Annotated in this window: 27 protein-coding genes and 1 pseudogene; 19 read left to right on the top strand and 9 right to left on the bottom strand. The window is 63.5% G+C overall.

The window, feature by feature from the left end:
- Window positions 1-2: 2 nt before the first annotated feature.
- From QE452_RS14400 to QE452_RS14350, 11 genes are all read left to right on the top strand, one after another.
- Entirely contained in the window at window positions 3-1,595 is a 1,593-nt protein-coding gene (locus tag QE452_RS14400; protein ID WP_309659554.1) for a right-handed parallel beta-helix repeat-containing protein, read from the top strand.
- Between the two features lie 55 nt (window positions 1,596-1,650).
- Window positions 1,651-3,207 carry a hypothetical protein gene (locus tag QE452_RS14395; protein WP_309659555.1) on the top strand — a complete coding sequence of 519 codons (1,557 nt, stop codon included), beginning with the start codon at window positions 1,651-1,653 and terminating at the stop codon, window positions 3,205-3,207.
- Window positions 3,204-4,064 (top strand): glycosyltransferase family 2 protein, encoded by an 861-nt coding sequence (locus QE452_RS14390; protein ID WP_309659556.1) that lies wholly within the window; start codon window positions 3,204-3,206, stop codon window positions 4,062-4,064. The genes QE452_RS14395 and QE452_RS14390 overlap by 4 nt, the downstream gene beginning before the upstream one ends.
- A 265-nt stretch (window positions 4,065-4,329) precedes the next feature.
- Entirely contained in the window at window positions 4,330-5,730 is a 1,401-nt protein-coding gene (locus QE452_RS14385; RefSeq protein WP_309659557.1) for a sugar transferase, read from the top strand.
- A gap of 202 nt (window positions 5,731-5,932) precedes the next feature.
- Window positions 5,933-6,883 carry a hypothetical protein gene (locus QE452_RS14380; RefSeq protein WP_309659558.1) on the top strand — a complete coding sequence of 317 codons (951 nt, stop codon included), beginning with the start codon at window positions 5,933-5,935 and terminating at the stop codon, window positions 6,881-6,883.
- Complete coding sequence (locus tag QE452_RS14375; protein ID WP_309659559.1) at window positions 6,880-7,728, top strand: sugar phosphate isomerase/epimerase family protein; 849 nt, start codon at window positions 6,880-6,882, stop codon at window positions 7,726-7,728. Before QE452_RS14380 ends, QE452_RS14375 begins: the two co-directional genes overlap by 4 nt.
- Entirely contained in the window at window positions 7,715-8,710 is a 996-nt protein-coding gene (locus tag QE452_RS14370) for a hypothetical protein (protein WP_309659560.1), read from the top strand. The genes QE452_RS14375 and QE452_RS14370 overlap by 14 nt, the downstream gene beginning before the upstream one ends.
- The gene (locus QE452_RS14365; RefSeq protein WP_309659561.1) at window positions 8,707-9,870 is read left to right on the top strand and encodes an FAD-binding oxidoreductase; all 1,164 of its coding nucleotides are present in this window, start codon (window positions 8,707-8,709) and stop codon (window positions 9,868-9,870) included. Before QE452_RS14370 ends, QE452_RS14365 begins: the two co-directional genes overlap by 4 nt.
- Window positions 9,867-10,268 (top strand): GtrA family protein, encoded by a 402-nt coding sequence (locus tag QE452_RS14360; protein WP_309659562.1) that lies wholly within the window; start codon window positions 9,867-9,869, stop codon window positions 10,266-10,268. The genes QE452_RS14365 and QE452_RS14360 overlap by 4 nt, the downstream gene beginning before the upstream one ends.
- 43 nt (window positions 10,269-10,311) lie before the next feature.
- Window positions 10,312-11,121 carry a glycosyltransferase family 2 protein gene (locus QE452_RS14355; protein ID WP_309659563.1) on the top strand — a complete coding sequence of 270 codons (810 nt, stop codon included), beginning with the start codon at window positions 10,312-10,314 and terminating at the stop codon, window positions 11,119-11,121.
- A 44-nt stretch (window positions 11,122-11,165) separates the two neighbouring features.
- Window positions 11,166-12,701: a hypothetical protein gene (locus tag QE452_RS14350; RefSeq protein WP_309730309.1), complete on the top strand. Its 1,536-nt coding sequence runs from the start codon at window positions 11,166-11,168 to the stop codon at window positions 12,699-12,701.
- A 510-nt stretch (window positions 12,702-13,211) separates the two neighbouring features.
- Here the strand turns inward: QE452_RS14350 and QE452_RS14345 are convergent.
- Window positions 13,212-13,676 (bottom strand): methyltransferase domain-containing protein, encoded by a 465-nt coding sequence (locus tag QE452_RS14345; RefSeq protein WP_309659565.1) that lies wholly within the window; start codon window positions 13,674-13,676, stop codon window positions 13,212-13,214.
- 158 nt (window positions 13,677-13,834) lie between these two features.
- Here QE452_RS14345 and QE452_RS14340 point away from each other — a divergent pair.
- Window positions 13,835-14,845: pseudogene (locus QE452_RS14340) on the top strand (IS110 family transposase).
- A 575-nt stretch (window positions 14,846-15,420) separates the two neighbouring features.
- Here QE452_RS14340 and QE452_RS14335 read toward each other — a convergent pair.
- Together QE452_RS14335 and purE are read right to left on the bottom strand one after the other, a co-directional pair.
- The gene (locus QE452_RS14335) at window positions 15,421-16,515 is read right to left on the bottom strand and encodes a 5-(carboxyamino)imidazole ribonucleotide synthase (protein ID WP_309659566.1); all 1,095 of its coding nucleotides are present in this window, start codon (window positions 16,513-16,515) and stop codon (window positions 15,421-15,423) included.
- Window positions 16,512-16,982: a 5-(carboxyamino)imidazole ribonucleotide mutase gene (gene purE / locus QE452_RS14330; RefSeq protein ID WP_309659695.1), complete on the bottom strand. Its 471-nt coding sequence runs from the start codon at window positions 16,980-16,982 to the stop codon at window positions 16,512-16,514. Before purE ends, QE452_RS14335 begins: the two co-directional genes overlap by 4 nt.
- A 142-nt stretch (window positions 16,983-17,124) precedes the next feature.
- Between purE and QE452_RS14325 the strand changes: the two genes are divergently transcribed.
- Window positions 17,125-17,781: a YoaK family protein gene (locus tag QE452_RS14325; protein ID WP_309659567.1), complete on the top strand. Its 657-nt coding sequence runs from the start codon at window positions 17,125-17,127 to the stop codon at window positions 17,779-17,781.
- Here the strand turns inward: QE452_RS14325 and QE452_RS14320 are convergent, their stop codons facing one another.
- The gene (locus QE452_RS14320; protein ID WP_309659568.1) at window positions 17,782-18,246 is read right to left on the bottom strand and encodes an AAA family ATPase; all 465 of its coding nucleotides are present in this window, start codon (window positions 18,244-18,246) and stop codon (window positions 17,782-17,784) included. It lies immediately after the preceding gene.
- A 27-nt stretch (window positions 18,247-18,273) separates the two neighbouring features.
- Window positions 18,274-18,960, bottom strand: coding sequence for a 2,3-diphosphoglycerate-dependent phosphoglycerate mutase (gpmA, locus tag QE452_RS14315; protein ID WP_309659569.1), 687 nt, complete (start codon window positions 18,958-18,960; stop codon window positions 18,274-18,276).
- Window positions 18,961-19,038: 78 nt separating this feature from the next.
- Between gpmA and QE452_RS14310 the strand changes: the two genes are divergently transcribed.
- Window positions 19,039-19,761 carry a dienelactone hydrolase family protein gene (locus tag QE452_RS14310; protein WP_309659570.1) on the top strand — a complete coding sequence of 241 codons (723 nt, stop codon included), beginning with the start codon at window positions 19,039-19,041 and terminating at the stop codon, window positions 19,759-19,761.
- A gap of 88 nt (window positions 19,762-19,849) precedes the next feature.
- Here QE452_RS14310 and QE452_RS14305 read toward each other — a convergent pair whose 3' ends face one another.
- On the bottom strand, window positions 19,850-20,968 hold the full coding sequence (locus QE452_RS14305) for a M14-type cytosolic carboxypeptidase (protein ID WP_309730307.1): 1,119 nt from the start codon (window positions 20,966-20,968) through the stop codon (window positions 19,850-19,852).
- The gene (locus QE452_RS14300) at window positions 20,965-21,585 is read right to left on the bottom strand and encodes a DUF4136 domain-containing protein (RefSeq protein ID WP_309659572.1); all 621 of its coding nucleotides are present in this window, start codon (window positions 21,583-21,585) and stop codon (window positions 20,965-20,967) included. The genes QE452_RS14305 and QE452_RS14300 overlap by 4 nt, the downstream gene beginning before the upstream one ends.
- Before the next feature lie 126 nt (window positions 21,586-21,711).
- Between QE452_RS14300 and ykgO the strand changes: the two genes are divergently transcribed.
- Both ykgO and QE452_RS14290 read left to right on the top strand, forming a co-directional pair.
- Window positions 21,712-21,837: a type B 50S ribosomal protein L36 gene (gene ykgO / locus QE452_RS14295; RefSeq protein ID WP_003046794.1), complete on the top strand. Its 126-nt coding sequence runs from the start codon at window positions 21,712-21,714 to the stop codon at window positions 21,835-21,837.
- Between the two features lie 2 nt (window positions 21,838-21,839).
- A complete protein-coding gene (locus QE452_RS14290; RefSeq protein ID WP_309730306.1) occupies window positions 21,840-22,451 on the top strand; it encodes an HAD family phosphatase in 612 nt (203 codons plus the stop codon).
- A 10-nt stretch (window positions 22,452-22,461) separates the two neighbouring features.
- Here QE452_RS14290 and QE452_RS14285 read toward each other — a convergent pair whose 3' ends face one another.
- Entirely contained in the window at window positions 22,462-23,082 is a 621-nt protein-coding gene (locus QE452_RS14285; RefSeq protein WP_309659574.1) for a L,D-transpeptidase family protein, read from the bottom strand.
- Window positions 23,083-23,287: 205 nt separating this feature from the next.
- On the opposite strand from QE452_RS14285, the gene QE452_RS14280 reads away from it, so the two are divergent.
- Entirely contained in the window at window positions 23,288-23,986 is a 699-nt protein-coding gene (locus tag QE452_RS14280) for a murein L,D-transpeptidase catalytic domain family protein (protein WP_125993667.1), read from the top strand.
- Window positions 23,987-24,007: 21 nt separating this feature from the next.
- Here the strand turns inward: QE452_RS14280 and mnmA are convergent, their stop codons facing one another.
- Window positions 24,008-25,132, bottom strand: coding sequence for a tRNA 2-thiouridine(34) synthase MnmA (mnmA, locus tag QE452_RS14275; RefSeq protein WP_309659696.1), 1,125 nt, complete (start codon window positions 25,130-25,132; stop codon window positions 24,008-24,010).
- Between the two features lie 181 nt (window positions 25,133-25,313).
- Between mnmA and QE452_RS14270 the strand changes: the two genes are divergently transcribed.
- Together QE452_RS14270 and QE452_RS14265 are read left to right on the top strand one after the other, a co-directional pair.
- A complete protein-coding gene (locus QE452_RS14270) occupies window positions 25,314-25,526 on the top strand; it encodes a hypothetical protein (RefSeq protein WP_125993665.1) in 213 nt (70 codons plus the stop codon).
- Between the two features lie 103 nt (window positions 25,527-25,629).
- Window positions 25,630-25,932 carry a DUF1153 domain-containing protein gene (locus tag QE452_RS14265; protein ID WP_125993664.1) on the top strand — a complete coding sequence of 101 codons (303 nt, stop codon included), beginning with the start codon at window positions 25,630-25,632 and terminating at the stop codon, window positions 25,930-25,932.
- Window positions 25,933-25,963 lie beyond the last annotated feature (31 nt).

The following is a 25,963-nucleotide window of genomic DNA, read 5'->3' as shown; positions in this document are numbered from 1 at the left end:
GCATGATCGATCCCTTGGCCCGGCGGTCGATGCTGCAGAAGGTCGCGATGCTGACGACGGTCGGCGCGTTGGGAGCATCGGTTCAACCTGCGGCGGCAAGCGGTACCGGTGGTGCGACCAAAGGGGCGTCACCTGTCGATCACGGCGCAGACCCCACCGGTCGGCGGGACGCGACCGAGGCCTTGCAGCGCTGGCTCGCACAGGGCGGCGAGTTGGTCCTGCCAGCCGGCAGCCGATTTGCCGTGTCCGATACCATCTCGGTCCGTCAGGCGAACACCCGTATCAGTGGGCGCGGAAGCCTTGTCGCCCGCCCGGGTGCGCTGGTGAACAAGACGCTGCTGGCGGTCGAGGCAAATGATTGTATCCTCGACGGGATCTACCTGGAAAACCCCGATCGTATCGCCGCGGCGGATGGGTTGCAGAGTTTCGGCATCGAACTCTTCGGCCATCGAAATCGCGTGCTGAATTGCACCATACTCGATTTCCAGATGTGTGTCGGGGTTTCGCCGACCGGTGAATTCTACGACAATGTCTTCGCCTTCAATCATTGTCGTGTTCTCGGCGCGGGCCGGTACGGCGAAGGAAAGGGCGAGGATCGCGGCGACGGCATTGCCGATTTCGGCGCACGTACCCGGATCATCGCCAACATGATCGAAGCGGCCAGTGGTCGTAACGGCGTGCCGAACGACTGCCGGATCGGTATCGATGTCGAACGACTGCCGGGCTATGAACTGGATGCCACGGGCGTGGACAACAATTCCGCATCGGAAATCATCGGCAATATGGTGATACCGTCGCCAGACGGCACCGGTCGGTTCAGGCGCTGTTATTCGGTAGAAGGCATTCCCTATTGCCGGGTCATCGGCAACTATGGCCGTGGCTGGACGTGGGACGGACTGTGGCTGGTGGGCTCGAGCGACCATTCGATCGTCTCCGGCAACACGTTCCGGCAGGATCTGATCGGTCACAGCCGTGCCGGTGCCGAATGGCAACCAGACCGCGCCGCGATCCTGGTTTATGCCACAGGCGGGGTCACGTTGCGCGATGTGCTGGTATCGGGCAACATGATCGACATGGCCTCGGGTGACTTTAACGGCATCCAGGTGCGAAGCGCGGGCGGCCATGTGTCGGGCGTCGTGATTTCCGACAATGTCTGCACGATCACCCGTTCGGTAGGAAAAGCCGCCCCCTGCGGCCTGCTGGTTACCAATGCCCGTGACGTCCAACTGGTCGGCAATAGGATCGATGGTCCCTGGCAGCACGGAGTCCGTATCCAGGACTGTCCGGATGCCGAAGTGGCGATGTGCCGGATCTCCGGTGCCAAGGGGTTCGCCATTTCGGTTCAGGGTGCGTCGGTCCGAATGGGGCAGAACAGCATCGGCTCGTGCGAAGGAGGAATCGAAAGCGCGGGCAATTCCGAATATCTGATCGATGGCAATCATTTGAAGGACGTTCGCGGCTTCGGCCTGAGCCTGGTCGATGGCGGCAGCGGCATCGTCAGCGGCAACATCGTCCGCGGGGCGCCGCTCCGCGTGTTGAAGCTGGGCAACACATCGGGTGCCCAGTTCGTCGGCAATATCGGGCTCGCCGAATGACGACATTCCACGTCGCCTCTCATCACCGGACGCAAACACTGTCGTGACCTCGAAAGTGCATGCCACCGCAGGCCTGGTCGCGTCCAATGCGGCATGGAATCTGGCGCGCTATGTCATCAACTGGATGGTATTGCTCGTCGTTCCGCCATTCCTGATTCATCATATGGCGAACGACGCCTATGCGACCTGGATGCTGCTTCTGCAGATCGCCACATATTATTCCATGGTCGATACCAACATGCAGACGACGGTGGCGCGTTTCACCGCGCGATCGGTCGCGCGGGAGGATCGCGATGATCTGAGTATCACGCTGTCGAGTATTCTCGCATTCCTGATCATTCTGGCGTTCAGCATCCTTCTGCTGGGTCTGGTGGCAGCGGCAATGCTGGGGGTGGTATTTCCATCCATCCCTCATGCTTTGCTGCCGACCGCGCAACTCAGCGCCGTGATCATTGTCGGTGCACTAGCCGTTTCGCTTCCGTGCGTCACGATCGTGGGCGCGTTTCTGGGCTATCAACGTAACCATGTCGTCACGGTCGCCATTGTGCTGTCAAAACTGGCCAATGGCGTGGCGATGATCCTAGCGGTTATATTTGGCGGCGCGCTGATCAGTCTTGCTGTGTGTTTCGCTCTGACGACGCTGATGGCGCCGCTGATCTACCTTCGTTTCTGGTCCCGGTTCCATGGCGCGGTCAAATTAAGACTGGTGGCCGTGCGGGCGACGGTCGTGCGTGAATTCGCCGGCTATTCCGGTGCGGTAGGCCTCGTTACGATGTCGAGCATCCTCATGTCCGGCCTCGCATTGCCGATCGTCGGCATCTATGATTTTGCCGCTGTGCCGGCTTTTTCATTGGCGTTTGCTTATGCGAACATGTTGCTGATCCCGCAGGCCGCAATCCTGGCTGCGGCATTGCCAATGTTATCGGGGCGCAGCGTCGACAATAATCCGGTGGCGATGGGGGATCTGCTCCTTCGCTTCGCACGGTTCTCGAGTATTTCCCTTGCGCTGTTCACGGCGGGGCTGATGATTATAACCCCGTTTTTCTTGCGCTTGTGGATCGGTCCGGTACTTGCCGAGCAGGTTCGGCTACCTGCATTGCTGCTAATGCTGGCTCAGTTCGTCGGCTTGAGTACGCATCCGTACCGAATTGCCGTATTGGGGGTTGGCCAGGTCATGAAGACCATCCCCGCCATCCTGATCGAAGGCGTGACCAGCATCATCCTGTCCCTGGTGCTGGTGCGCTGGTGGGGCGGCACGGGCGTAGCGATGGCGATCCTGTTCGCCTCGCTGATCGGGGTGGCGGGCCAGTGCCTTATCAGCATGCCTCGAACGACAGCGATCATGTCACGGCCTCTGGCCTATACCGCCGCGGCGCTCGGTCGTCCGTTTCTGGCAATCCTGCCGATGATCGCAGTGACGACCCTGTTCTGGAATGATCCGCTGTCGATCACTGCCACGGCGGGCATCGGTATCGTCGTGCTCGGCGCAGCGCTATCCTTTGTCGTCTATTTCAATCTGACGGCGTCGGAGCGCCAGGCGGGTCATTCCATGGCGCTGGCGGGTATCCGGCAATTCCGCCGACGAATAACGCCCACGGAGCGTAGCGAATGACCGGAGTTACCAGTGCGATCGTCGTGACCTTTCATCCCGACGACGACGTCGAACGTAATCTTCGCGCACTCGTAGCGGAGGGCGGCCACGTGGTCGTCGCCGACAATGGATCGTCTCCCGCCGAACTTTCGGGGATCGAGGCAATGGCGAACGCCGGTGAATTGACGCTCATCAAGCTCGGGCGCAATGCCGGCCTCGGTGCGGCGCTGAATGCCGGCTTGCGCGAAGTGCGTGAACGCGGGAGTCAGTGGGTATGTCTGTTCGATCAGGACAGCCGGATCGCGCCGGGTTTCGTCGACGCGATCACGACCTTCGCCGGTGAGGCCGAACGGGCGCTGGTCGTACCACGCTACATCGATCGTTCGACGCAGGAGGAAATTCCGTTGCTCCGGATCGGCGATGGGCCGGTAGAGGCGGTGATGACGTCGGGGATGACGTTGAGCCTGGCGGCGGTTGAAGAGATCGGCCTGTTCGATGAGGGGTATTTCATCGATTGTACCGATTACGACTATAGCACGCGGGCGCGACAGCTTGGTTACGCATTGCTGCAGTGCAGTCAGGTAACCTTGTATCATGCTCCGGCGAAGCGGAAGAAGGTCGTCGTCCTAGGCCGAACGATTTGTACGGTGTCGCACTACACGCCAAAAAGGCGATACTATATTGCCCGCAATTCTATCTATATTCTGAAAATGAGCAGGATGTTTCCCGGTCTGTATCGTAGCCTGTTACGCGCGACGATTGCGGAAACGGTGAAGGCGATGCTGTTTGAAAAACACCGTTTGCGTTCCGCTAGTATGATATTGCGTGGTATCAGGGACGCTCGTCGTCATGTGACCGGGTATACCGTGAAGCTTTAGATTCCTCGTCGCTTGCATATTACGCCGTGTATAGCGCAGACCCGTAGTCCGCCTGCCGGATGCGCGGTCATGACCGTCGCGGAACGTGCTGTTGGCGATGCCGTTGCCTATGACCATGACCACTTGAACTCGCCAATGCGTGCTGTATCAGGGGTCGTCAGCCTGACCATACCTAGCGGTTTGGCCATAATTTGGCATTGAGCGAAGCCTTCGGGCGACGTTAAAACACGAGTTGCTTGCTGTGATTAGGATGCCGAACGGTGCCTTGGCACCCACGATCGAAACCGGTCCGCAGACGCTCCCCCTGTCGGAAACGGGCAATCACGATGGCGTGACCTCCAAGCGAAGCCTGAGGGCTCGTCTGCTCACCTATCTCGTATTGCTCGATCTCGTGACGCTATGCACCGGCATGATGGCGGCGTCCTGGTCGTATCTGGGCAGTATCGGTCATGAGCGCTTGCTGACGTTGCTCCCGCTCCTCCTGCCGGTCTATTATCTCACCGCGATCCGGCAACAGGCCTATCGTCTTGCGATCGTCATCCATCCGTCCCCCAGTATGCGGCGGGCCTGCCTCTCGCTGCTGACCGCAATGCTGATCGTCATCAGCATCACCTTCGTGCTGAAATCGTCGGACTCGCTGTCTCGCGGTCTCGCGCTGGGTGGTACGCTTGGCAGTTGCGTGCTGTTGATCATAGGACGATATTATTTTGCGAGGCTCGCCTATGCCGTGCTGGATGGCAGCCCGGAAAGCGAAGTCGTACTGATCGAGGATTTCGATCCGCCGATCGGCTGCACGTCTTACAAAATCGATCTCAAGACGTTGAATATCGTGCCCAATATCAACGATCCGGCCATGCTCGACCGGATCGGCCGGTTGCTCCACGATACCGATAGGGTGATCCTTGCCTGCCGGCCCGGACGTCGCGGCGTATGGGCCGCCGCGCTCAAGGGTGTCGGCGTCAATGTCGAGGTTCTGACTCCCGAACTGGACGCGATCGGAGCGATCAGTACGACTCGTTATCACGATATCGCGACGACACTGATCGCCACGGGCCCGCTCAATGCCGTCGATCGGGTGATCAAACGGTTGTTTGACCTGACGGTGGCCTTGTCGACGCTGATTCTACTGTCTCCTTTGTTTCTGGGGCTGGCGATCCTCATCAAGCTGGATTCGCCGGGGCCGGTGCTGTTCGTGCAGGATCGCATCGGCAAAGGTAATCGCATGTTCCGGATGTTCAAATTCCGCAGCATGCGCAACGATCTGCTTGATCATACGGCCAGCAAACTCACCACCCGCAACGATGCTCGCGTCACTCAGGTCGGTCGGTTCATTCGCAAAACCAGCCTGGACGAACTGCCGCAGATGCTGAACGTGCTTCGGGGCGACATGAGTATCGTGGGTCCCCGACCTCATGCGACCGGCGCCCTGGCGGGTAAGGTTCTCTATTGGGAGGTGACCTCGCACTATTGGAGCCGACATGCGGTCAAGCCCGGTTTGACCGGACTTGCACAGGTGCAAGGTTTTCGCGGCAATACAGAGACGAGTGACGATCTGCTGAACCGTGTGCAGGCGGATCTGGCCTATTTGGAAAATTGGTCGATCTGGCGCGACATCATGCTTGTCCTGCAGACCTTCCGAGTGCTGACGCACCGTAACGCGTTCTAAGGCGGTAGGACGGCCACGGGGACGGTAGAAGTCGCAGGGGAACGGCGTCGGGTTCCGGCAACCCTTCAAATCCATGCTGTGTAGAGGTCAGGTCGGATGACATCGCCCGCATAGGCTGCTATCCGCCCCGTTGTCATGGGACGTTGAGGGTGGAACGGTCGCGATGATTGTGCGGCCGCGATCGTTGGCAAGAGGGACAATCGTGGACGCATTGATCGGTTATACTGGTTTTGTTGGCGGCTGCCTGCGCGAACAACGTAGTTTCGATCAATATGTAAACCGTAGCAATATTGATGCGCTGGCAGGCGCGTCATTCGACACCGTGGTCTGTGCCGCCGCGCCGGGATCGATGTTCGAAGCCAATCGTGATCCCGAACGTGACGAACTGCATATCCGGTCTCTAGCCGGTCAACTGAGCCGGATCAGCGCCAAGCGTTTCGTATTGATCTCGACCATCGCCGTTTTGGAAAAATTCAGCGCGAACAGTGAGCAGGAAGCACGATACGAAACCGAGCTTGCCTATGGTCGAAATCGGCGCGCGCTCGAAGTCGCGATGGCCGATCATTTTTCTGAAACGCTGATTGTTCGCCTACCTGCCCTTTTCGGGCCCGGGCTGAAGAAGAATTTCCTGTTCGATATTCTTAATCCCATGCCATCGATGCTGCCATCGACGCGACTGGCGGCCCTGACCGCGACACTGGGAACGGAGGATGCCGAGCTGGTCGGGCATTTTTACCAGTACAGCGCGTCGTTGGACATGATGGTGCTGGACCGCGCGGGGTTGCAGGCGTCGGGGCGACGTTCGGCGCTTGATGCTGCGGTCGAGGCGGCGGGCTTCGCGGCAAGCGGATTCACCAATCCCGACAGCGTGTTTCAATTCTACAACATGGCACGTCTATGGGGTGATATTGAGCGAGGACTGGCAGGGAATCTTTCAGTCTTGCATATCGCTCCTCCTCCATTGAAGGCCGCATCGGTCTATGCTGCGGTGAACGGCACATCCATGCCGCGTCATAATGCCCGCCTGCATGCAGAGGACATGCGAACGGCTTATGCCGCCTTATGGGATCAGGAGGGCGCCTATATGGCGACCCCCGACACGTCGTTGAACGAACTGGCCGATTTTATCGCCGCGCAGCGGGCTGTCGCGTGAAATTCGCCGTGTCCAACATCGCCTGGCCCGTCGATCGCCTGACAGAGGCCTATGCGATACTCCGCGATCATGGGGTCACCGGATTGGAGATCGCACCGGGCTTGTTCTTCGCCCATGCCGCCGATCCGTTCCGCCCGTCGTCGGATGAAGTTGGCACTGCGATCGATGCGGTCAGGGACGCAGGTCTGGAACTGGTATCGATGCAGTCCCTGCTGTTCGGCGTCGCCGATGCGGCCTTGTTTGAGGGAGCGGATGCCCGCGAAACGCTGGTCGCCGCCATGCACAGAGCGATCGACCTTGCCGGGCGTCTGGCCATTCCGACACTGGTATTCGGCTCGCCGCGTCAACGACAGATTCCCGCCACACTGGATGAGGAGCAGGCCGCCGCGATCGCGATCGACCTGTTCCGAACGCTGGGCGATCGGGCGGCCTCCTGCGGCACCCGGATCGCCATGGAACCCAATCCGGCGGCCTATGGCACCAACTTCCTGAACCGGATGGAGGAAGCTGATGCCTTTGTCCGCCGTGTCGACCATCCTGCCATCGTATTGAACTTCGATATCGGGGCCCTGCACATGGAGGGAGATTTCGCGCGGATCGAACGGATTGCGGCGGATACGATCGATCGCATCGGCCATGTCCATATCAGCGAACCGCAATTGGCTCCCGCACCGGCCGACGTCAGCCAGGCGGCGCATGCGTTGCGCGTTTTGCGGGATGCCGGCTATCAGGGTTGGTATAGTATCGAGATGAAGGCCGCCATGCCGGACTCGCTGGACGCGCTACGCCGCTCGCTCGACATTTTGGAACAAGCCGTACAGGAGGCGACCAATGTCGCCGCCTAGGCCACGCGAAGACATACTGGTATCGGTCTGCCTGACCGAAGCTCCGGCCGATGTTGATGCGCTGGGCCGGCTTGAGGCGTTGATGATCGGGCTGGGGCAACGTTTCCGTTACTTCGAAGTGCTGGTCGCGATCGATGCGGAACAGGGTGATGCGGCGATGCTGCGCGGCCTCGGGGCCAATTTGCGCATATTGACGCTGCGCACCGGTATCTCCTTCTATCGCCGTCGCGCTGCGGTGGCGATGGAGGCGATCGGCGATATCGTGGTGCTGACGACGCCGACGGAACTCGCGCTGTTCGACATCCTCCACATGATCGACGATGCCATAGCGTCGTCGTCGATCATCGTCGGACGTCGCGGGCAAGCGAGGATGCTCGATCCTGCCCTGTCCGCGCTGGGCAGGGGGGCCGGCTTCCGGGTCAGTACGCGCGACATGCGAACCGCTGCCTATCCCCGCACTTTATTGAACCGGCTTCTGGCCCATCCCGATCACCGGCTGGCCCTGCGCTTTGCTCCGATCGATGCGAGTATTCCCGTCCGTGAGCACCCCCCGGAAAGCTTGATCCCACGCCCGCGGGAAGGACGTCTGCACCGTCTCAAGCTATTGCATCGTCTTCTAATCAGCTCGGCACCCGCCGTGTTGACGGTCGTGGCGCTGGGTGGGTTGCTGGCTGCGGGGGTCGCTTGCATATTCACGATTTACGTCATCATCGTCTGGGCGACGTTCGACAAAGTCGAACCGGGCTGGCTCACTACCTCGCTTGCGCTGAGCATGACGGCATTGTTCCTGGGCATCGCCTTTCTGGGCCTCTCGATCGGGCTGCAGAAGCTGTTGGAAGCGGTGTCGATCGCCACTGACGACGATGTGGTGGGCGAGGCCAGTTCGATCGATTTGTTCGGCAAGGTGATCGAAGAGCTGAATGTCGAAGTCGAGTTCAGCCGTAACATGAATCTGGCCGGGCCGGGGCCAGCGCATCCGTGACCAGATGCACGACGCAAGTCGATTATCTGGTGATCGGCGGAGGGTTCTATGGCTGCGCCCTTGCCCTTTTCCTGCGGTCCTTGTCCCCCCGGGTCATGCTGGTCGAGGCTGGCGGGGAATTGCTGGGCCGCGCATCGCGCGTCAATCAGGCTCGGGTGCATACCGGATTTCATTATCCGCGCAGTGCGCTGACCGCAGTAAAGTCGATGGTACTGCACCGTCGCTTCGCAGAGGATTTTCCCGAAGCGGTAGTCGACGATTTCCAGATGCTGTACGCGATCGCGCGTCGCGGTTCCAAGGTTTCGGCCAAGCGATTTCACCGCATGTTCGAAGACATGCGCGCGCCGATCATGCCCGCAACGGCATCACAGTCGGCCTTGTTCGACGCCGATCGCATTGAACAGGTCTTTTCTTGTACCGAATACGCCTTTGACTATTCCATTCTGCAGCGTTTCATGGCCAACCGCTTGGCGGTATTGGATGTCGACGTTCGTCTTGAAACGGCGGTCACGGGACTGATCCAGCGGCCAGGTGGCGTCGTGTGCGCCCTATCCTCTGGGCAGGAAGTCGAAGCGCGCTATGTCTTCAACGTCACCTATGCACAGATCAACAATGTGTTGGACATGGCGGGCCTGCCCAACGCGGCGGTGAAACACGAACTTGCGGAAATTGCTCTGGTTCAGGTTCCCGATGAACTGAACGGCTATGGTATCACCATCATGGACGGACCTTTCCTGTCGTGCATGCCTTATCCGGCAGCCGGACTGCATTCGCTGACGCACGTTCGTTACACGCCACAAGCCAGTTGGACCGATCAATCCGCCGGGCGATCGGCCTATGCCGTATTCGATGCGATGACTCCGGAATCGCGTCATCGCCACATGTTGCTCGACAGCCAGCGCTACGTGCCCGCTTTGGCCCAGGCACGCTGGGAACGATCCCTATATGATGTCAAGACGGTGCTCATCAAGAACGAAAATGATGATGGCCGCCCGATCCTTTTTCAAAGACGTCCGCAAGATTCGAGAATAGTGTCTGTTATGGGAGGAAAGATCGACAATATTTATGATCTTTTCGAAATCATGCGGTTGAGCGAACCGGAATGGGCAGGCGGTACTGATCGCTTGGTCTATCCACGCACCATCATGGGATCTGCGTGACGAAACTGTTCGCCCATCCGATCGTGCGTTTCGGGATCGTCGCGTTACTGGGGCTTGCGATCGATCTCGGCACGGCATGGTTGTTGGCATCCGGGGGGCTGCCCTTGCCGGGTGCCGCTGCGGCTGGGTTCGTCGTCGCCGCGATCGTGAACTATGTCATTCACGAACGCTGGACGTTCCAAACCGAGGCGCGCCTTTCGGCCGCCCGTGGCGGCATTTATCTTGCGGTCCTGATCGTGACGCTGGGTATCCGGGTCGTCGTGGTCGCCATTCTGGAAGCTGCCGTTTTCCCAGCCCCGCAACAACGCGCGCTGCCATTGCTACTGGCCGTAGCCGTATCGTTCCTCGTAAATTATAGCCTGAGCAAGCGGTTTGTCTTCATCAGGGGCGAGCGTTGAACATTCTGTCACGAATACGCTCATCTTCAGAAAGTTTCCTAGCATGAATAACGCGTTGCGATCTCAATGGCAGGTGCCGGCCGGTCGCGAGGATTGTTTCGACGCCAAGCGTCATGCCCATGCCCTGGTGATTCCCGTCATCAATGAAGGGCAACGGATACGCGCCCAACTCGAGCGGATTGCGGCAGCCTATCTGCCGGTCGACGTGATCGTCGCCGATGGAGGATCGACCGATGGATCGCTCGATGCCGATTTCCTGCGTGCCACCGGGGTGCGCGCTCTGTTGACGAAGACAGGGCCGGGGAAATTGAGTGCGCAGTTGCGCATGGCCTATGCTTGGTGTCTCGACGCGGGCTATGACGGCATCGTCACCATCGACGGCAATGGCAAGGACAATGTCGAAGCCGTCTCGTTGTTCGTGGACCAATTGAATGCGGGCTACGACTATGTTCAGGGATCTCGCTATCTGAAGGGCGGCGCGGCTGAAAACACACCGCTCGAGCGGACGATCGGTAACCGCATGATCCATGCTCCAATGCTTAGCATCGCCGCGCGGCACTGGTTCACCGACACGACCAATGGCTTTCGCGCCTATTCGCCACGCTATCTGCTCGATCCGCGCGTTCAGCCCTTCCGGGATGTGTTCGCCCGCTACGAGTTGCTGTTCTACCTGACGGTCCGAGCCAGTCAGCTGGGGCTCAAGGTCGGCGAAGTTCCAGTCCGTCGCAGCTATCCGGTCGGTGAGCCGATCCCGACCAAGGTAACCGGCACCAGCGCTAAGCTGCAGATGCTCAAGCAGACGTTTCGTGCGGCGCGTGGGGCATTCAATCCATCGACGGGACAGGACGGATGAACGGGACACCTACCGGACGCAGGCCACTCGGTGCCGGCTTGGCGATGCTGCTGATCGCTTTTGCCCTCTTCAGCGCATTGTCCGTGCCGCTGGCCACACCGCTGGTCGATCCATTCCATGAAGGCGAATATCTTTCGCCGCAACTGTACTTTCTCGGTATTTCCAACGGATTGCCGGTGCTGATTCACGGCATGTTGAACTATGCACCCGCACGATGGGCTGTCGCCCTTTGTGGATCGGATCATGTCGTGATCTGTACCCGGGCCGCCAATATGTGGCTGGCCGCCACTGCTTCGGCGATATGGGCGCTGTCGGCCGCAGGATTGATGCGGTCCCGTCAGACGGCCTGGCTCGCCGGATTGACCGCCGGAATGCTGCTGTTGCTGTTTAACGGTACACGGATAGATTCCGTCGGCCTGCACCAGGGCGCGCCATCGGTGCGCGACCTCCTGTTGCTTTGCGAACTGGCCGCGCTGCTGGGCGTTCTAAAATGTGGCCGGCCTTATCTGCTGGGATTGTTGTTCGCTGTTGCCGGCATCGCGGCGGCCATTGGCTTGTTCTGGGCCTATAGCCGCGGATTGGTTGGGATCGTCATTTTGGCGAGCGGGCTGGTGCTTGCCTGGTATACAGGTCGATCGCCGAAGACGATCCTCGTCGCGCCGATCGCATTCTTGGCGACCCTGGCGGGAATGTACCTGCACGATCCGGCAATGTTCGGTCAGCATATTGCCAATATTCGATATTGGGGGCAGCATCGCGAAATCTGGACTCGTCCCTTCCCTGTACACGATATGATGTTCGGCGTCGTCTATGTCGGCTTGATTGCCGTCGGGGCGCTGCGATCATTCCAACTTCATCTTGCCGCACGCCGTGGCGAGGCGGCGACCTTGCTGCTTCTGATGATCCCGATGGCGGCCATTTACTACCAGTCGATCAACCGATCGGACCTCAGCCACCAGATGTGGGCCGTGGAATTTGCTTATCTGCTGGTGGTCACATTCGTCGCTACCCTTGCCTGGCCGCTGCAACTGTCCACGCGATGGTACTCGGCTGCACTGGCTGCCGTCGGTGCCATGATATTGCTGGTCCTGGCCATTCACGCAGTACGCCGTCCCAATAGCCTTGTCGCACATGGCTCTGGCAGCAACCTTGCCCTGGTAACTCGGCCCTTGCCGAACGATGAGGCGCTGGAGGGGAACACGGCTCGCCTCATCGGCGCCATGCTGCGTTCGACCGGGCAGCATTGTACCTATGTGATGAACAACACCGGGGTCTATTATGAAGCGGCGGGCCTGCCGCCATGCACCTCGTCGATGTACCCGATCTATGTCGCCAGAGGTGACGAAGAAACACGGATCATCGCCGACTTGGAACGCACTCGTCCGCTTCTGATCATAGGTCATGACGGTAGCTGGAGCGATGCGATGGATGGCAAGTCGATTGCGGTTCGTACACCCTTGCTATCGGCCTGGCTCGATCGGCACTATCCTGTGTCGGGCCATATCAATAAGGTCGAAATACGCCGTCGAAGCAACACCGGAGAAACTGGGCGGAGGATTGTCGAAGCCGTACAATCCTGAACTGGTCTTCCTGGGCTCGGCGAACACGTTGAATTAGAGCGGTTTCCGATCAGGTTGGATCATCGGCACGGCGGTGATTTCGGTTCGGGGCAAGGCGCGCGAAGGGAGCGATGCCGAAGCATCGTGACCGACAAGCAACGCCGCCCCGGATCGAAAGCGCCCCGCCGCGAAGCGGTCGCCCGCAGGGTGATGACAGTGGTTCAACCTGATCGGAAACCGCTCTAGTCGGTATAGGCTGTTTGCTCGGCCCATTCGGGGGTGAGGCCGCCGAAGGCTGAGCGCATGCGGAGTTGGTAAGGCACTCAGGCGTTCTCAACTAGGCGGGAAGGCCATCCTCCCCCGGCGAAGGCCTGGGGAGCGTGCCTGTCATATGGGCGATCCCCATGTGGAACCGCCCCATAGGGCATCCTTTTTAATTACGACTTATCGCAGGGTATCAAGCGTCTAGTTCACCGACAAAGCGATGTTGCAAGATCGGGAGACGCGTCACGCTTCCAGGATGAATGCCGCCTAGTTGCCACAATGCTGGCGATTGAGCGCGCGGGCCTTCATCCGGTATTCGAGGATCGCCATCCTGCCGAAGGTCATGTTACGCTGCGGATCGGACAAGGGGATATCCTGACGGTAAAGTTCGCTACCGGTGAACTGGACCTCGCCGGAGGCGTCGATGGTCCTTGTCAGACGTAGGCCCGCCGCGGAGGCCGTGCGCAGCACGCCGTCGCGCGACAGCAGCAAGAAGTGACGCGGTGCATCGCGCTGAACCCAGTCGGTCCCATACTGGTCCCACGCCTCGGAGGATACGGTCGGGATGCATACGATCACGCGCCCGCCCGGCCGCAACACAAGCCGTGCCTCAGTCAGCGAGGCGATGGGGTCGTCAACATGCTCCAGTGAGTAATTGAATATGACGACGTCGAGGTGTTGGTCACCTCGTGAATGCACTTCTTGCGGACCGGTACGCCCGTAGCCGTACAAAAATCCGCGGTAATGAACATGGGGTAATCGCGGGAGCGAGCTACCTCGATCAGCGACGATGTAGAGGAAGGTGGCTGTTCCCCGATAGATGAAGGTGCGAGCTCACGACTAGCAGCCGGGCCCATACATCGGACGGAGAACAGCCATGGGGTGAGTATATCGGGCTCGACGTATCGTTGAAAAAGACAGCCGTTTCGATCCGGTGCGGCGGCAAGCGTGTTTGGCGCGGCAAGTGTTTGTCAGACCCGCAGGTCATTGCAGCTCTGATCCGCAAGCACGCCCCTGGGGTGGAGCGGGTGGTGTTCGAGGCAGGGTAACTGTCGGTGTGGTTCTACCACGCGCTCACGGCGGAGGGGCTGCCAGCGATCTGCATTGATGCGCGCCATGCCAAGGCGGAACTCGACATGGCGGCGAACAAGACGGACGCCAACGACGCCGACGGCCTGGCTCACCTTGCTGAGGTGGGGTTCTATCGCGAGGTGCGGGTAGAAGGATTCGACAGTATGCTCTCGCACACGCTGATTGCGGCGCGCACGAAGCTCGTCCGTGCGACGCTGGACATAGCAGGGCAGATTCGCGGGCTGATGAAGACGTTCGGACTCCTCGTACCGCGTGGCATCGGCGGCAAGTTTGAGACGAACGTTCGTTCCCTGCTTGTCGACAATGCCGAACTCGCCCGGATCATCCTGCCTCTCCTCGACGCGTGGCGGGGTCTGCGTATCCAGGCGACTGAACTGGGGCGCCAACTCCTCGCCGAGGCACGCAGGAGCCAGCAATGTCAGCTGCCGATGTCGATCCCCAGGGTCGGCGCGATTACCGCTACCGCTTATCTGACGGCGGTGGAGGACCCCGCCAACTTCAGTCGATCCCGCTCGGTCGGCGCTTGGCTTGGGCTAACCACTAGGTGATACCAGTCGGGCGAGGTCGACTATGACGGTCACATCTCCCGGCGCGGTGACTGCTACGTCCGCTCGCTCCTGTATGAGGCGGCCGTCGTGATCCTGACCCGTAGCCACGCCGATAGCGACCTACGTAGCTGAGGCATGAAGCTTTGCGAAAAGATCGTCTTCAAGCGTGCCGCCGTCGCTGTTGCCCGCAAGCTCGCGGTCATTATGCACGCCATGCTTCGCTCCGACGAACTATTCACCAGGACAACCGCTACCGCCTGATCCAAGAGCTCGACAGCGCCTATGGCGTGACGAGGCGTCCCTGCCGGGACGTAGGCTGATCCATTCCGTTTCGGCCGTTGCGCCACGAGCCCCAGCTCGATGCGTGCGGAATGAATATTGGAAGGGCCATCCCGCGAAGCCCCATGTTGCCCGCCTGTCGTTGCGGTACGGCCGAGGGCGTCGCGCGCAATTCGAGAACATCGCAGTAAAGGACACAGGAGGCGAAAGGCCTCCAATGGCTGATGACCTTCTGCGAGCGGCGCACGGAGAGGCGAGCGGCGAAGCTTCAGCAGCAGCGGCTGGAATTGGAGCGGAAGAATCGCGCATGCGCCAAGGAGGAGCAAGCGTTTCAGACGGCGTTCGAGGTGTTGGCGGGGGCGCGGCGCAAATCAGGGAGGCGCCATTCAGCACCGGTATTCCCAGGGGCATGGCGGTGGAGGGTAGAGTCCTCCAGCCGCCGCCGAATCTGCTCAAGCGGCCAGCGGTGGAGGCGGGGCCGCTCACGGAGCTGGAGGGGGGGGCACGTCAAACCCTATGTCGCGATTACCCAGGCATAGAGCCGGCGAACGAGGCGTTCAGCGTTCGACGCGCGTGACATGCCCCATCTTGCGACCGGGGCGGACGCTGTTCTTGCCATAGAGGTGCAGATGCGCGCCCGGTTCGGTCAGTGCCGCCGCATAGGCGTCGTCGCCGATCAGGTTGCGCATCGTCACCCGCGCGGCCGTCAGGTCGGTCCGGCCGAGCGGCAGGCCGCAGATCGCGCGGATATGATTCTCGAACTGCGAACAGTCCGCACCCTCGATCGTCCAATGGCCGCTATTGTGGACGCGCGGCGCCATCTCGTTGAACACCGGGCCGTTCGCGGTCGCGAAGAACTCGCAGGCGAGGACGCCGACATAGCCGAGCTGCTCGGCGATGCGCACCGCCAGGTCGGCGGCCTCGATCGCCTGGGTACGGACCTCCAGCGGGGCGGGGACGGTGGAGGTGCGCAGGATCGCATCCTCATGCACGTTGAGCGGCGTGTCGTAGCGGACGGTCGCGCCGTCCTGCCCGCGCGCGATCAGCACCGAGAATTCATGGTCGAACGTGACGAAGGATTCGAGCACCGCCGGCCCGCCGATCGCCTCCCAGGCGGCGTCCGCATCGGCCGGCGTCCGCAGCCGCATTTGGCCCTTGCCGTCATAGCCGAAGCGCGTGGTCTTGAGCACGGCGGGGGTGCCGACCTGGGCGATCGCGGCGTCGAGTGACGCGCGGCTGTCGACCGGGGCCCAGCGGGCGGGCGTGCCGCCGACGCTCTCGACGAAGCGCTTCTCGGCGATCCGCTCCTGCGCCACGGCGAGGGCATGAGGATGGGGATGCACGGGCACCCGCTCCGCCAGCCATTCGACCGGGGCGAGCGCGATATTCTCGAATTCATAGGTGACGACGTCGCAGGCGGCGGCGAAATCCTCCAGCACGACGCGGTTGTGGTAATCGGCGCGGGTCAGGCTGGACGCGGTCTGCGCGGCGACGCTCTCGCGATCGGGGGCGAGGACATGGGTGCGATAGCCGAGCTGCGCGGCGGCGACCGCCAGCATCCGGCCGAGCTGGCCGCCGCCCAGGATGCCGATCGTCGAACCCGGCGGCAGCGGCACCGGTGGCGACGCCGGCCGAGACTGGGGCGCGCTCATGCCGCGGCTCCGGCGGCGGGATCGAGCGCGACCGAATCGGTCTGCGCCGCCCGCCACGCCTTCAACCGCTCGGTCAGGTCGGCGTCGCTGGTCGCCAGGATGGCGGCGGCGAGCAGGCCGGCATTGATCGCCCCCGCCTTGCCGATCGCCAGCGTGCCGACCGGGATGCCGCCCGGCATCTGAACGATCGACAACAGGCTATCCATGCCCTTCAACGCCTTGGATTCGACCGGCACGCCCAACACCGGCAGATGCGTCATCGCCGCCGCCATGCCGGGCAGGTGCGCCGCGCCGCCCGCACCCGCGATCACGACCTTCAGCCCGCGCTCCGCCGCGCCGGTCGCATAGTCATAAAGGCGTTGTGGCGTGCGATGCGCGGATACCACGCGCGTTTCATAGGCCACGCCGAGCGCATCCAGCGTCTCGGCGGCGTGGCGCATCGTCTCCCAATCGGATGTCGATCCCATGATGATGCCGACAATTGGTACGGACACGGACAGGCTCTCCTGGCAAGGCGAAGGCGCTGACTAGCGACCGGGATGGCGAATGTCATGGCCGAAAAGGGACGAATGCTTCCGGGGCCTCGCACGCTGCGCTATGCGCGGCGGCATGATCCGCCAGCGCAAGCCTCTCTGGGTCCTGGCCGCCGGGCTGGCGATGCTGGCCGGCTATGTCGATGCGATCGGCTTCCTGCGGCTGGGCGGGCTATTCGTGTCGTTCATGAGCGGCAATTCGACGCAATTGGGGGTGGCGATCGCCGGCCACGCCGGCGGCGTGGCGGTGGCGGCGGGGCTGCTCGCCTGCTTCGTGCTGGGTGTGGTGCTGGGCGCGCGGGTCGCCCTGGCGGCGGGCCGGCGGCGCAAGCCGGCGGTGCTGGCGCTGGTGACGCTGCTGCTCGCGCTCGCCACGTTGGTGGGGACGATGACGGCCGCACCGATGGCTGCCCTGTTCCTGCTGGCGCTGGCGATGGGGGCGGAGAACAACGTCTTCCAGCGCGGTGGCGAGGTGAGCGTCGGCGTCACCTATATGACGGGCACGCTGGTGAAATTGGGCCAGAACCTCGCCATGGCGAGTGCCGGCGGCCCGCGCTGGCGCTGGCTGCCCTATCTGCTGCTCTGGGCGGGACTGGTCGCGGGCGCGGTGACGGGGGCGGCGCTCTATCCGCTCCATGGGTTGTACGCGCTATGGGGCGCCGTCGCGGCGGCGGGGGTGCTGACGGTGATGGCATGGAGCGTCGGGCCGGTGCAAGCCTGGGAGCGGTCCTGATCAATCCTCAGGCCGAACGATCCGGACCCGCGCGAAGCCTTCCGCCGTCCGGGGCGGTTCGAACTGGTCGGCGACCGACCGGATGGCCGTGTCCGGCACGATCTGATCCTTGGGACGCCGGGCATTGCGGACCAGCGCCATGGCGAGCGGCGTATCGATCCACACCGCCTCGATATCGACGCCCGATCGGCGCGCGATATCGATGACGGGGGCCCGGTAACGGGCGCGGGGCAGGGCGGCATCGAAATAGATGGTGCCGACGCTCTTCGGCTGGTTTCCGATCCAGCATGTCTTGCCCGCCCCCTGAAGCCCGCAGACCAGGACGACCCGGGCCGACGGCCCGGCATCGGCGATCGCCCGTTCGAGCTGCTGGAAGGAACGCCGCCAGGCCTCGGCATTGCGTTCCGGCGTCCAGACGCGACCGGCATCCGTTTCCAGATGATCGTCCGGGTTGATGCGGGTCACGTCCGATGCCCGATATGCGCGCCGATATCAGCGCTCCGACAGATAGTAACGGTCGAGCGCGTTCAGGTCATTGTCCAGTTCGTAGACGATCGGCTGCCCGGTCGGGATTTCCAGCCCGGTGATCTCGTCGTCCGGGATGTTCGACAGATGCTTGACCAGGGCGCGCAGCGAATTGCCATGGGCGGAGATCAGCACCCGGTTGCCGTCGCGCAGCGCCGGCGCGATCCGCTCGTCCCAATAGGGCAGGACGCGGGCGATCGTGTCCTTCAGGCTTTCGGTGTTGGGGATGTCGATCCCGGCATAGCGCCGGTCGGCCGCGAGGTCAAAAGCGGAGCCGGCCTCTTGCGGGGGCGGGGGCACGTCGAAGCTGCGACGCCAGATCTTCACCTGCTCCTCGCCATGCTTGGCCGCCGTCTCCGCCTTGTCCAGCCCGGTCAGGCCGCCATAATGACGCTCGTTCAGCCGCCAATGCTTTTCGGTCGGCAGCCACAGCCGGCCCATCGCCTCCAGCGCCAGGTTCAGCGTCTTGATCGCGCGCGTCTGGAGCGAGGTGAAGGTCAGGTCGAAATCCAGGCCCTTCGCCGCCATCAGCGCGCCCGCCGCGCGCGCCTCGGCCACACCCTGTTCGGTCACGTCGACATCCCACCAGCCGGTGAAGCGGTTCTCCAGATTCCAGGTCGACTGGCCGTGGCGGATGAGAACGAGCGTGGGCATGGCGGCTCCTTGCAGCAAGATGAGGCGTTCCCCTAGCGGCTTGCGCGAGCCGGGCCAATCGCAGGAGTGAGGATGGCGATGACGATCGAACGACAGACACTGGTCTATGACGGGCCGGGCGGCCCCTTCGAGGGCGTGGCGGTGCGCGACGCGGCTGCGGGCGCGACGCGGCCGGGCGTACTGGTCGTGCCCAACATCCTGGGGGCGAAGGAGAGCGACACCGAGGTGGCGGAGCGGCTGGCAACGCTGGGTTATGTCGCACTGGTCGCGGACGTGTACGGGCAGGGCAAGCGCGCCCGGCGCGGCGAGCCGGACGTGTCGCGCTACATGGACCCGCTCAACGCCGACCGCGCGCTGCTGCGCGACCGGCTGGACGCGTCGCTGGCGGCGCTGAAGGGGCTGTCCGGCGTGGACGGCGGTCGCTGCGCGGCGATCGGCTATTGCTTCGGCGGCAAGGCGGTGATCGACATGGCGCGCGCCGGCCTGGGCGTGCGCGGCGTGGTATCCTTCCACGGGCTCTACGACCGGCCGGATTACACGACGCCAGACCGGATCGCGGCGAAGCTGCTGGTCTGTCACGGCTGGGACGATCCGCTGGCGCCGCCGGAGGCGCTGGTCGGGCTGGGGCAGGAGCTGACGGCGGCGGGCGCGGACTGGCAGATCCATGCCTATGGCCATGCCGGCCACGCCTTCACCGACCGGGCGGTGGCGAAGACCGATGGCGGCTTCGGCCATGACGAACCCGCCGACCGGCGCAGCTGGCGCGCGGCGACGGATTTCCTGGCGGAGGTGCTGGGCTGAGCGTCATCCCCATGGCGGCGCGGACTGCTTTAGACGTCCCGCGCCTGCCGGGGTGATGCCTGGGGGAGCATTCCACTCCCCCAGGGTGTCAGAACTGATCCAGCATCGCGTGCAGCGTCTCCAGCATCGCATGGGCGAGCTGCTTGGAGCGGTCGGGGCTCCAGCCGAACTCCGGATCGGCATTGGGGTCGTGATCCTTGAACGGCATCTCCAGCGTCATCGACACCGCGCCGAACCGCTCCGCCAGCTGGTTGGTCGACATGGAGAGATTGGCGTTGCCGGCCGAGGATTTCTCATAGCCCTGCTCGGTCTGGAACTCCGGCGTATGCGCGGCGAGACGGCGGCCGAACTCGTAGAATTTGGCGCCATGCTCCTCGGTCCAGCTCGGTATCCCCTCATAGCCCGCGAGGAAGTTGGCGGGGATCGCCTCGTCGCCGTGCACGTCGATCGCCACATCGACGCCGGTCTCGTCCATCCGGTTGCGGACGCACAACACCTCCGGGCTGCGCTCCGGCGTGGGGGCGTGCCATTCGCGGTTGAGGTTCACGCCGACCGCATTGGTGCGCAGATGGCCGCGCCGCGTGCCGTCCGGATTCATGTTGGGCACGACATGGACGGTCGCGCGGGCCAGCAGGTCGGCGGTGACGGGATCGGCCGCGTCGATCAGCCGCTCCAGCGCGCCTTCCATCCACCATTCGGTCATCGATTCGCCCGGATGCTGGCGGCCATAGAGCCAGACCTGCTTGGGGCCGGTGCCGATCCGGAAATAGTCGATCGCCTGTCCGTCCAGGCTCTGGCCGAGTTCGCGATGCTCGATGCCGGGCGCCTGGGCGATGCGCGCCACCAGCGCCTCGTGCATCTCCATCGTATAGGGCGCGAAATAGGCGAACCAGACGAGCGGCGCGTCGCCCGTCCACTGCCATTCCAGCACGCCGTCGGCATAGCGCGTCTCGGTCTGTCGCCACGCCAGCCGGTCGGTCGAGGCGCGGACCTTGTAGCCCGGCCAGCCGAACGGATAGGCCGATCCGCCCGCGTTCAGGATGCGGAAGGTCAGCGTCCGCCCGGCCGCCCCGGCGACGCGGAAGGAGAACCATTGGTAGAAGTCCGAATCCTTGTCCTGGACGATCTCCAGGTCGACCCGGTCACCCTCGATGGTGACCACGCGGATGTTGCCGCCATCGAAGGCGGCGTTGATGATGATGCTCATTTGACCTGGATAGTCCGGCCGGACTCGCCCGGAAAGCCCGTGAACAGCGCGGCGGCGAGCGTGTTCGCCTCGGCGCCGACATCGCTGGCGGCCTTGCGCGGATCGCTGACCGAATGGGCGCGACCCTCCCAGACAGGGCTCTGATCAACGCTGCGCTTGATCGTGACCGCCAGTTCGGTGGCGATCATCGTGCGCGGACCGCCGCCACCGATCGGGAAGTTGACGCCGCCGCCCAAGCCGACGCCACCGCCGCGCCCGCCGCCGAACGATCCGCCGCCCAGCCCGATCGAGACGGGCGAGCGTCGCGCCGGCCCCTCGACATCGGCGCGGGTGAAGCCGACCGTGGCGATCAGCTGCGGCTTGGTGCCCGGCTTGGCGAGCGCATAGCCGTTGCGCAGCAGTTGCGTCTCGACGGCGGCGGCATAGGTCTTGAACTCCAGGCTGGCGGGGGCATTCTCCGCGCCCAGCGGCTGGACGGAGATGGTGCCCCGGTCGATCGGCTCGCCCAGGTGATAGCGCAGCACCTCGGTCGGCGGCAGCGACGTGGTGGTGGCGCAGGCGGACAGCGCCGCGATCGGCAGCAGGGCCGGGAGGAAGGACAGGCGGCGGAGGAGCATGGGCAGTGGCCTCTTGGAACGGTTGCGATAGCGTAACGCACCGATGGCGGCCTGCGTTGCTTGACTCAAGCCCCATCCTTCCCTAGGCGGCGGGACTTTCCGACACCATCCCAACAGAAGTGCGCCATGAAAATTCGCAACAGCCTGAAGTCGCTGAAGGACCGTCATCGCGACAACCGCGTGATCCGCCGTCGCGGTCGCACCTATGTCATCAACAAAACCAACCGCCGGTTCAAGGCCCGCCAGGGCTGAACATGACGCCCAAGGCCGTTATCTTCGATATCGGTCGCGTCCTGTACCATTGGGACCCCAGGTTCCTCTACGAGCGCCTCATCCCCGAGGGTGAGGCGCTCGACGCGTTCCTGCGCAAGGTCGTGACGCACGACTGGCATTACCAGCACGACGAGGGGCGCGATTTCGCCGACACCTCGGCGGAGCTGATCGCGCGCCATCCCCAGCATGCGGCGCTGATCGCCGCCTGGGGGCCGCGATTCGGGGAGAGCATCCCGGGGCCGGTCGAGCATATGCACGCGCTGGTCGAGCGACTCGACGCCGCTGGTGTGCCGCTGTTCGCGATCACCAATTTCAGCCATGAATTCTTTCCGCCCTTCCGCGCACAGGAGGCGGCGCTGTTCGACCGGTTCCGCGACATCGTGGTGTCGGGCGAGGAGAAGCTGGTGAAGCCCGATCCGGCGCTCTACCGGCTGGCGCTCGACCGGTTCGGCCTCCGGCCCGAAGAGGCGGTGTTCATCGACGACAATGCCGCCAATGTCGCGGGCGCGGAGGCGATGGGACTGCGATCGATCCTGTTCGTCGGGGCCGAGGATTGCATCGCGCGGCTGCGCGCGCTGGGGCTTCCCGCCTAGACACAGCGGCTCAACGGTCCAGCGCGGCGATCTGGGTGGCGTTGGCGCGGGCCGAATCGCTCTGGAGCAGGCTGCGGTCCAGCCGGTCGCCGACGACCGCTTCGTCGGTGATGACCACGGTGGTGCCCAGCGTCGTCACCCCGAACAGCTTCTTGGCGAACCCGGCCGGCAGGCGGACGCAGCCGTGCGAATCGGGAAAGCCGGGATTGTTGCCGGCATGGAGGGCGATACCGTCCCAGGTCAGGCGCTGCATATAGGGCATCGGCGCGCCGTCATAGATGTTGGAGCGGTGATCCTTGTTCTTCTGCAGGATCGGATAGATGCCGGTCGGCGTGTCGTTGCCGTCGCGGCCGGTCGACACGGTGGAGGCGGCGACCAGCACGTCGCCACGATAGAGATAGGCCCGTTGCAGGGGCAGGCTGACCACCAGGGTCACGGGCTGCGCCACCGCGACGGGGCTCGGCTGGCCCGGGGCGGTCGGCGGCGGCGCGGTGTCGGTCCAGACATAATCATTGGGGGCCAGTTCGGCGGCGGCCGCATCGATCATCGCGGCTTCGGACCGGGCGAAAGTCGGTTGCGCGACCAGCAGCGCGCTCGTCATGGCGAACAGAGTAACCGACATCTTCTTCATTGCGTTCGTCCCCTTGTCTATCCCCTTTCCGGATTCGTTAACGCGCGATGCGACGAACGGTGCCATGCGCGACTCGCGCCGAATGGTGGGAGGGATGCGGCGGAGCGACGGGAAAACGGGAACGAGCGGCGGCCGGGGCTACAGAAATGCAAGGTTTTCGATGCTATAGGATGCAGCGCGGGGTTCACAATGATCCGGGAAGTCGATGCACGATCAAGAGGTCGCGCGCGGACGGCGCGCGCTGATTAAGAACACTCTGGTACTGGCGGCCACCATGGCGGTGCCCAGCGCGGCCATGTCCACGCCACGCCGCCTGACCCAGCGCGATCTGAAGCCGCTCAGCGCACCCGATGCGCCGGCGACGACCCTGACCGAGCCGGCCTTTTCCGCCCGGGTCGTGCGACCCGAGCTGTTCCGCCAAGCCTATGCCGCGCTGCAACGCCATGGCAGCCGCATTCCCAATCGCGACCGCATGGCGATCGTCGATTTCACCGCCGGATCGAACCAGCCGCGCTTCCACTTCGTCGATCTGGCCAGCGGGCGCAGCCAGTCGCTGCGCGTCGCGCATGGCAGCGGATCGGACCCGGCCCATACCGGCTATCTCAAGCGCTTCTCCAACGATTTCGGCTCGAACGCCTCGTCCGAGGGGGCCTTCCTGACCGACGATTATTATGTCGGCCGGCATGGCCGCTCGCAGCGGCTGATCGGGCTGGACCCGACCAACAACAATGCGCTCGACCGGGCGATCGTCATCCATTCGGCCTGGTATGCCAATGAGGACATGCTGCGCACCCATGGGATGCTCGGCCGCAGCCAGGGCTGTTTCGCGGTCGGCGAGAACGACCTCGACCAGGTGTTCGCGCGCCTGGGCCAGGGCCGGATGATCTACGCCGCCAAGGTGTAAGCCCCGGCGGCCGCAGCAGGATCAGGCCGCCGCCATGTCCTCCAACGCCTGATCCGCCGCCTCGGTCGCGGCGATCCAGCCCCCGCCCAGCACCCGCTCGCCGGCATAGAGGACGGCGGCCTGGCCCGGCGCGACGCCATATTCGGGCGAATCGAACATCAGCCGCGCACCGTCGAACCGTGCCGGTACCGGCTTGGCCATCGATCGCACCTTGGCGGTCAGCGGCCCCTGATGATCGCCGCCGATCCAGTTGACCCCCTCCAGCCGCGCCGCCGACACCGCCAGCGCCCGGCGCGGGCCGACCACGACGCGGCGGCTCTCCGGGTCCAGCCGGACGACATAGAGCGGCTCGGGCGCGCCGCCGATCTCCAGCCCGCGCCGCTGCCCGACCGTGAAGTGGATCAGCCCGCGATGCCGGCCCAGCACCCGGCCGGCCAGGTCGACGATCTCGCCCGCCGTCTCCGCCTCGGGGCGCAGCTTGCGCACCAGCCCGGCATAGTCGCCATCGGGGACGAAGCAGATGTCCTGGCTGTCGGGCTTGGTGGCGACGCCCAGCCCCAGTTCGGCGGCGATTTCCCGCACCCGCGCCTTGGGCAGCGCGCCGAGCGGGAAGCGGCAGTAATCGAGCTGGTCCTGCGTAGTGGCGAACAGGAAATAGCTCTGGTCGCGCGCCGGATCGGCCCCGCGATGCATCTCCGCGCCCGCCGGCCCCGTGATCCGCTGCACATAATGGCCGGTCGCCAGGCAATCCGCGCCCAGGTCGCGGGCCATCGCCAGCAGGTCGGTGAATTTCGGCCCCATATTGCACTGGACGCAGGGGATCGGCGTCCGCCCCGCCAGATATTCGTCGGCGAAACGGTCGACCACGTTGGCGCGGAACGCATCCTCATGGTCCAGCACATAATGCGGGATGCCCAGCCGGTCGCAGACCGCGCGCGCGTCGCGGATGTCGCGGCCGGCGCAACAGGCCCCGGCGCGCTTGGTCGCCTCGCCATGATCGTAGAGCTGTAGCGTGACGCCGATCGTCTCCGCCCCCGTGGCCTTGGCCAGGGCCGCCACCACCGAGGAGTCGACGCCGCCCGACATGGCGACGACGATCCGCCGGCGCGCAATGTCCGGTCCCAGCTGAAAATCCACGTCGGTCATCCCCGCCTTATAGTCGCTTGCGGCCCGTCCGGCCATGCCCGCGACCGTACGCCGAGCCCTTGGTTAACGGGTCGAACCGTTCCGGGGTTAAGACAGGTTCACGAACTCTTTCCAACAGCTTTACCGGGTTTTCATGCCCTCGGGGCTAAGCCGGTCGAACGATTGGCGACAGAGGCGATTCTTGGACCTTAGTTTTCCCCGTTTCGATCGGTCGGCGGACCTGGTCACCTGGCGCGGCGATTGGGCCGTGCTGATGGTGGGCGTGGCTGCACGGCAGATGGAAAGCGAGACGGCCGAGGTCCAGGCGCGGCTCGATGCCGGTCCGTTCGCACCGGTCGACGGCACGTTCAACCGTGCCGTCGCCGAGGCGATCACCCTGTGGAAGGAGGAGTGAAGATGCCGTTTACCGCGGCGTTTCAGCCGATCTTCAAGTCCCGCCAGTATAGCGTGACACGCGTTCAGAAAGGGGGCCGGGCTTCCCCGGTTGAGGTAAAATTATGATCCAGAACGAAAAAATCCGCCCCGCTAAGGTCATTGGCCCGCTTGGGGAGCCGCTGACGGTCGATAGCCTCCCGCCGCCCTCGACCACGCGCTGGGTGGTGCGCCGCAAGGCTGAAGTGGTCGCCGCGGTGAATGGCGGCCTGCTGACGGTCGACGAGGTGTGCGAGCGATACGGCCTGACGGTCGAGGAGTTCGCCGGCTGGCAGCGGGCGATCGACCGTTCGGGCATGCCGGGGCTGCGGGTGACCCGCATCCAGCATTATCGTTCCCTCTATGAGCGGCAGCAGCAGAAATATTGATCGGACCGGAGCCGGAACAAGAATAGCCTCT

Origin of the sequence: Sphingomonas sp. SORGH_AS_0438, from assembly GCF_031453475.1 — a bacterium.
GTDB lineage: Bacteria > Pseudomonadota > Alphaproteobacteria > Sphingomonadales > Sphingomonadaceae > Sphingomonas.
The sequence above is the reverse complement of the archived record's forward strand: the minus strand, read 5'-3'. Positions and strand labels throughout refer to the sequence as shown.

What these genes read in the sequence shown, in the direction of transcription:
- QE452_RS14400 (WP_309659554.1), top strand. Translation starts at nt 3, where the DNA reads ATGATCGATCCCTTGGCCCGGCGGTCGATGCTGCAGAAGGTCGCGATG.
- QE452_RS14390 (WP_309659556.1), top strand. Translation starts at nt 3,204, where the DNA reads ATGACCGGAGTTACCAGTGCGATCGTCGTGACCTTTCATCCCGACGAC.
- QE452_RS14370 (WP_309659560.1), top strand. Translation starts at nt 7,715, where the DNA reads ATGTCGCCGCCTAGGCCACGCGAAGACATACTGGTATCGGTCTGCCTG.
- QE452_RS14355 (WP_309659563.1), top strand. Translation starts at nt 10,312, where the DNA reads ATGAATAACGCGTTGCGATCTCAATGGCAGGTGCCGGCCGGTCGCGAG.
- QE452_RS14350 (WP_309730309.1), top strand. Translation starts at nt 11,166, where the DNA reads ATGCTGCTGATCGCTTTTGCCCTCTTCAGCGCATTGTCCGTGCCGCTG.
- QE452_RS14335 (WP_309659566.1), bottom strand. Translation starts at nt 16,515, where the DNA reads ATGAGCGCGCCCCAGTCTCGGCCGGCGTCGCCACCGGTGCCGCTGCCG.
- purE (WP_309659695.1), bottom strand. Translation starts at nt 16,982, where the DNA reads ATGGGATCGACATCCGATTGGGAGACGATGCGCCACGCCGCCGAGACG.
- QE452_RS14325 (WP_309659567.1), top strand. Translation starts at nt 17,125, where the DNA reads ATGATCCGCCAGCGCAAGCCTCTCTGGGTCCTGGCCGCCGGGCTGGCG.
- gpmA (WP_309659569.1), bottom strand. Translation starts at nt 18,960, where the DNA reads ATGCCCACGCTCGTTCTCATCCGCCACGGCCAGTCGACCTGGAATCTG.
- QE452_RS14310 (WP_309659570.1), top strand. Translation starts at nt 19,039, where the DNA reads ATGACGATCGAACGACAGACACTGGTCTATGACGGGCCGGGCGGCCCC.
- QE452_RS14305 (WP_309730307.1), bottom strand. Translation starts at nt 20,968, where the DNA reads ATGAGCATCATCATCAACGCCGCCTTCGATGGCGGCAACATCCGCGTG.
- QE452_RS14300 (WP_309659572.1), bottom strand. Translation starts at nt 21,585, where the DNA reads ATGCTCCTCCGCCGCCTGTCCTTCCTCCCGGCCCTGCTGCCGATCGCG.
- ykgO (WP_003046794.1), top strand. Translation starts at nt 21,712, where the DNA reads ATGAAAATTCGCAACAGCCTGAAGTCGCTGAAGGACCGTCATCGCGAC.
- QE452_RS14290 (WP_309730306.1), top strand. Translation starts at nt 21,840, where the DNA reads ATGACGCCCAAGGCCGTTATCTTCGATATCGGTCGCGTCCTGTACCAT.
- QE452_RS14285 (WP_309659574.1), bottom strand. Translation starts at nt 23,082, where the DNA reads ATGAAGAAGATGTCGGTTACTCTGTTCGCCATGACGAGCGCGCTGCTG.
- QE452_RS14280 (WP_125993667.1), top strand. Translation starts at nt 23,288, where the DNA reads ATGCACGATCAAGAGGTCGCGCGCGGACGGCGCGCGCTGATTAAGAAC.
- mnmA (WP_309659696.1), bottom strand. Translation starts at nt 25,132, where the DNA reads ATGACCGACGTGGATTTTCAGCTGGGACCGGACATTGCGCGCCGGCGG.
- QE452_RS14265 (WP_125993664.1), top strand. Translation starts at nt 25,630, where the DNA reads ATGATCCAGAACGAAAAAATCCGCCCCGCTAAGGTCATTGGCCCGCTT.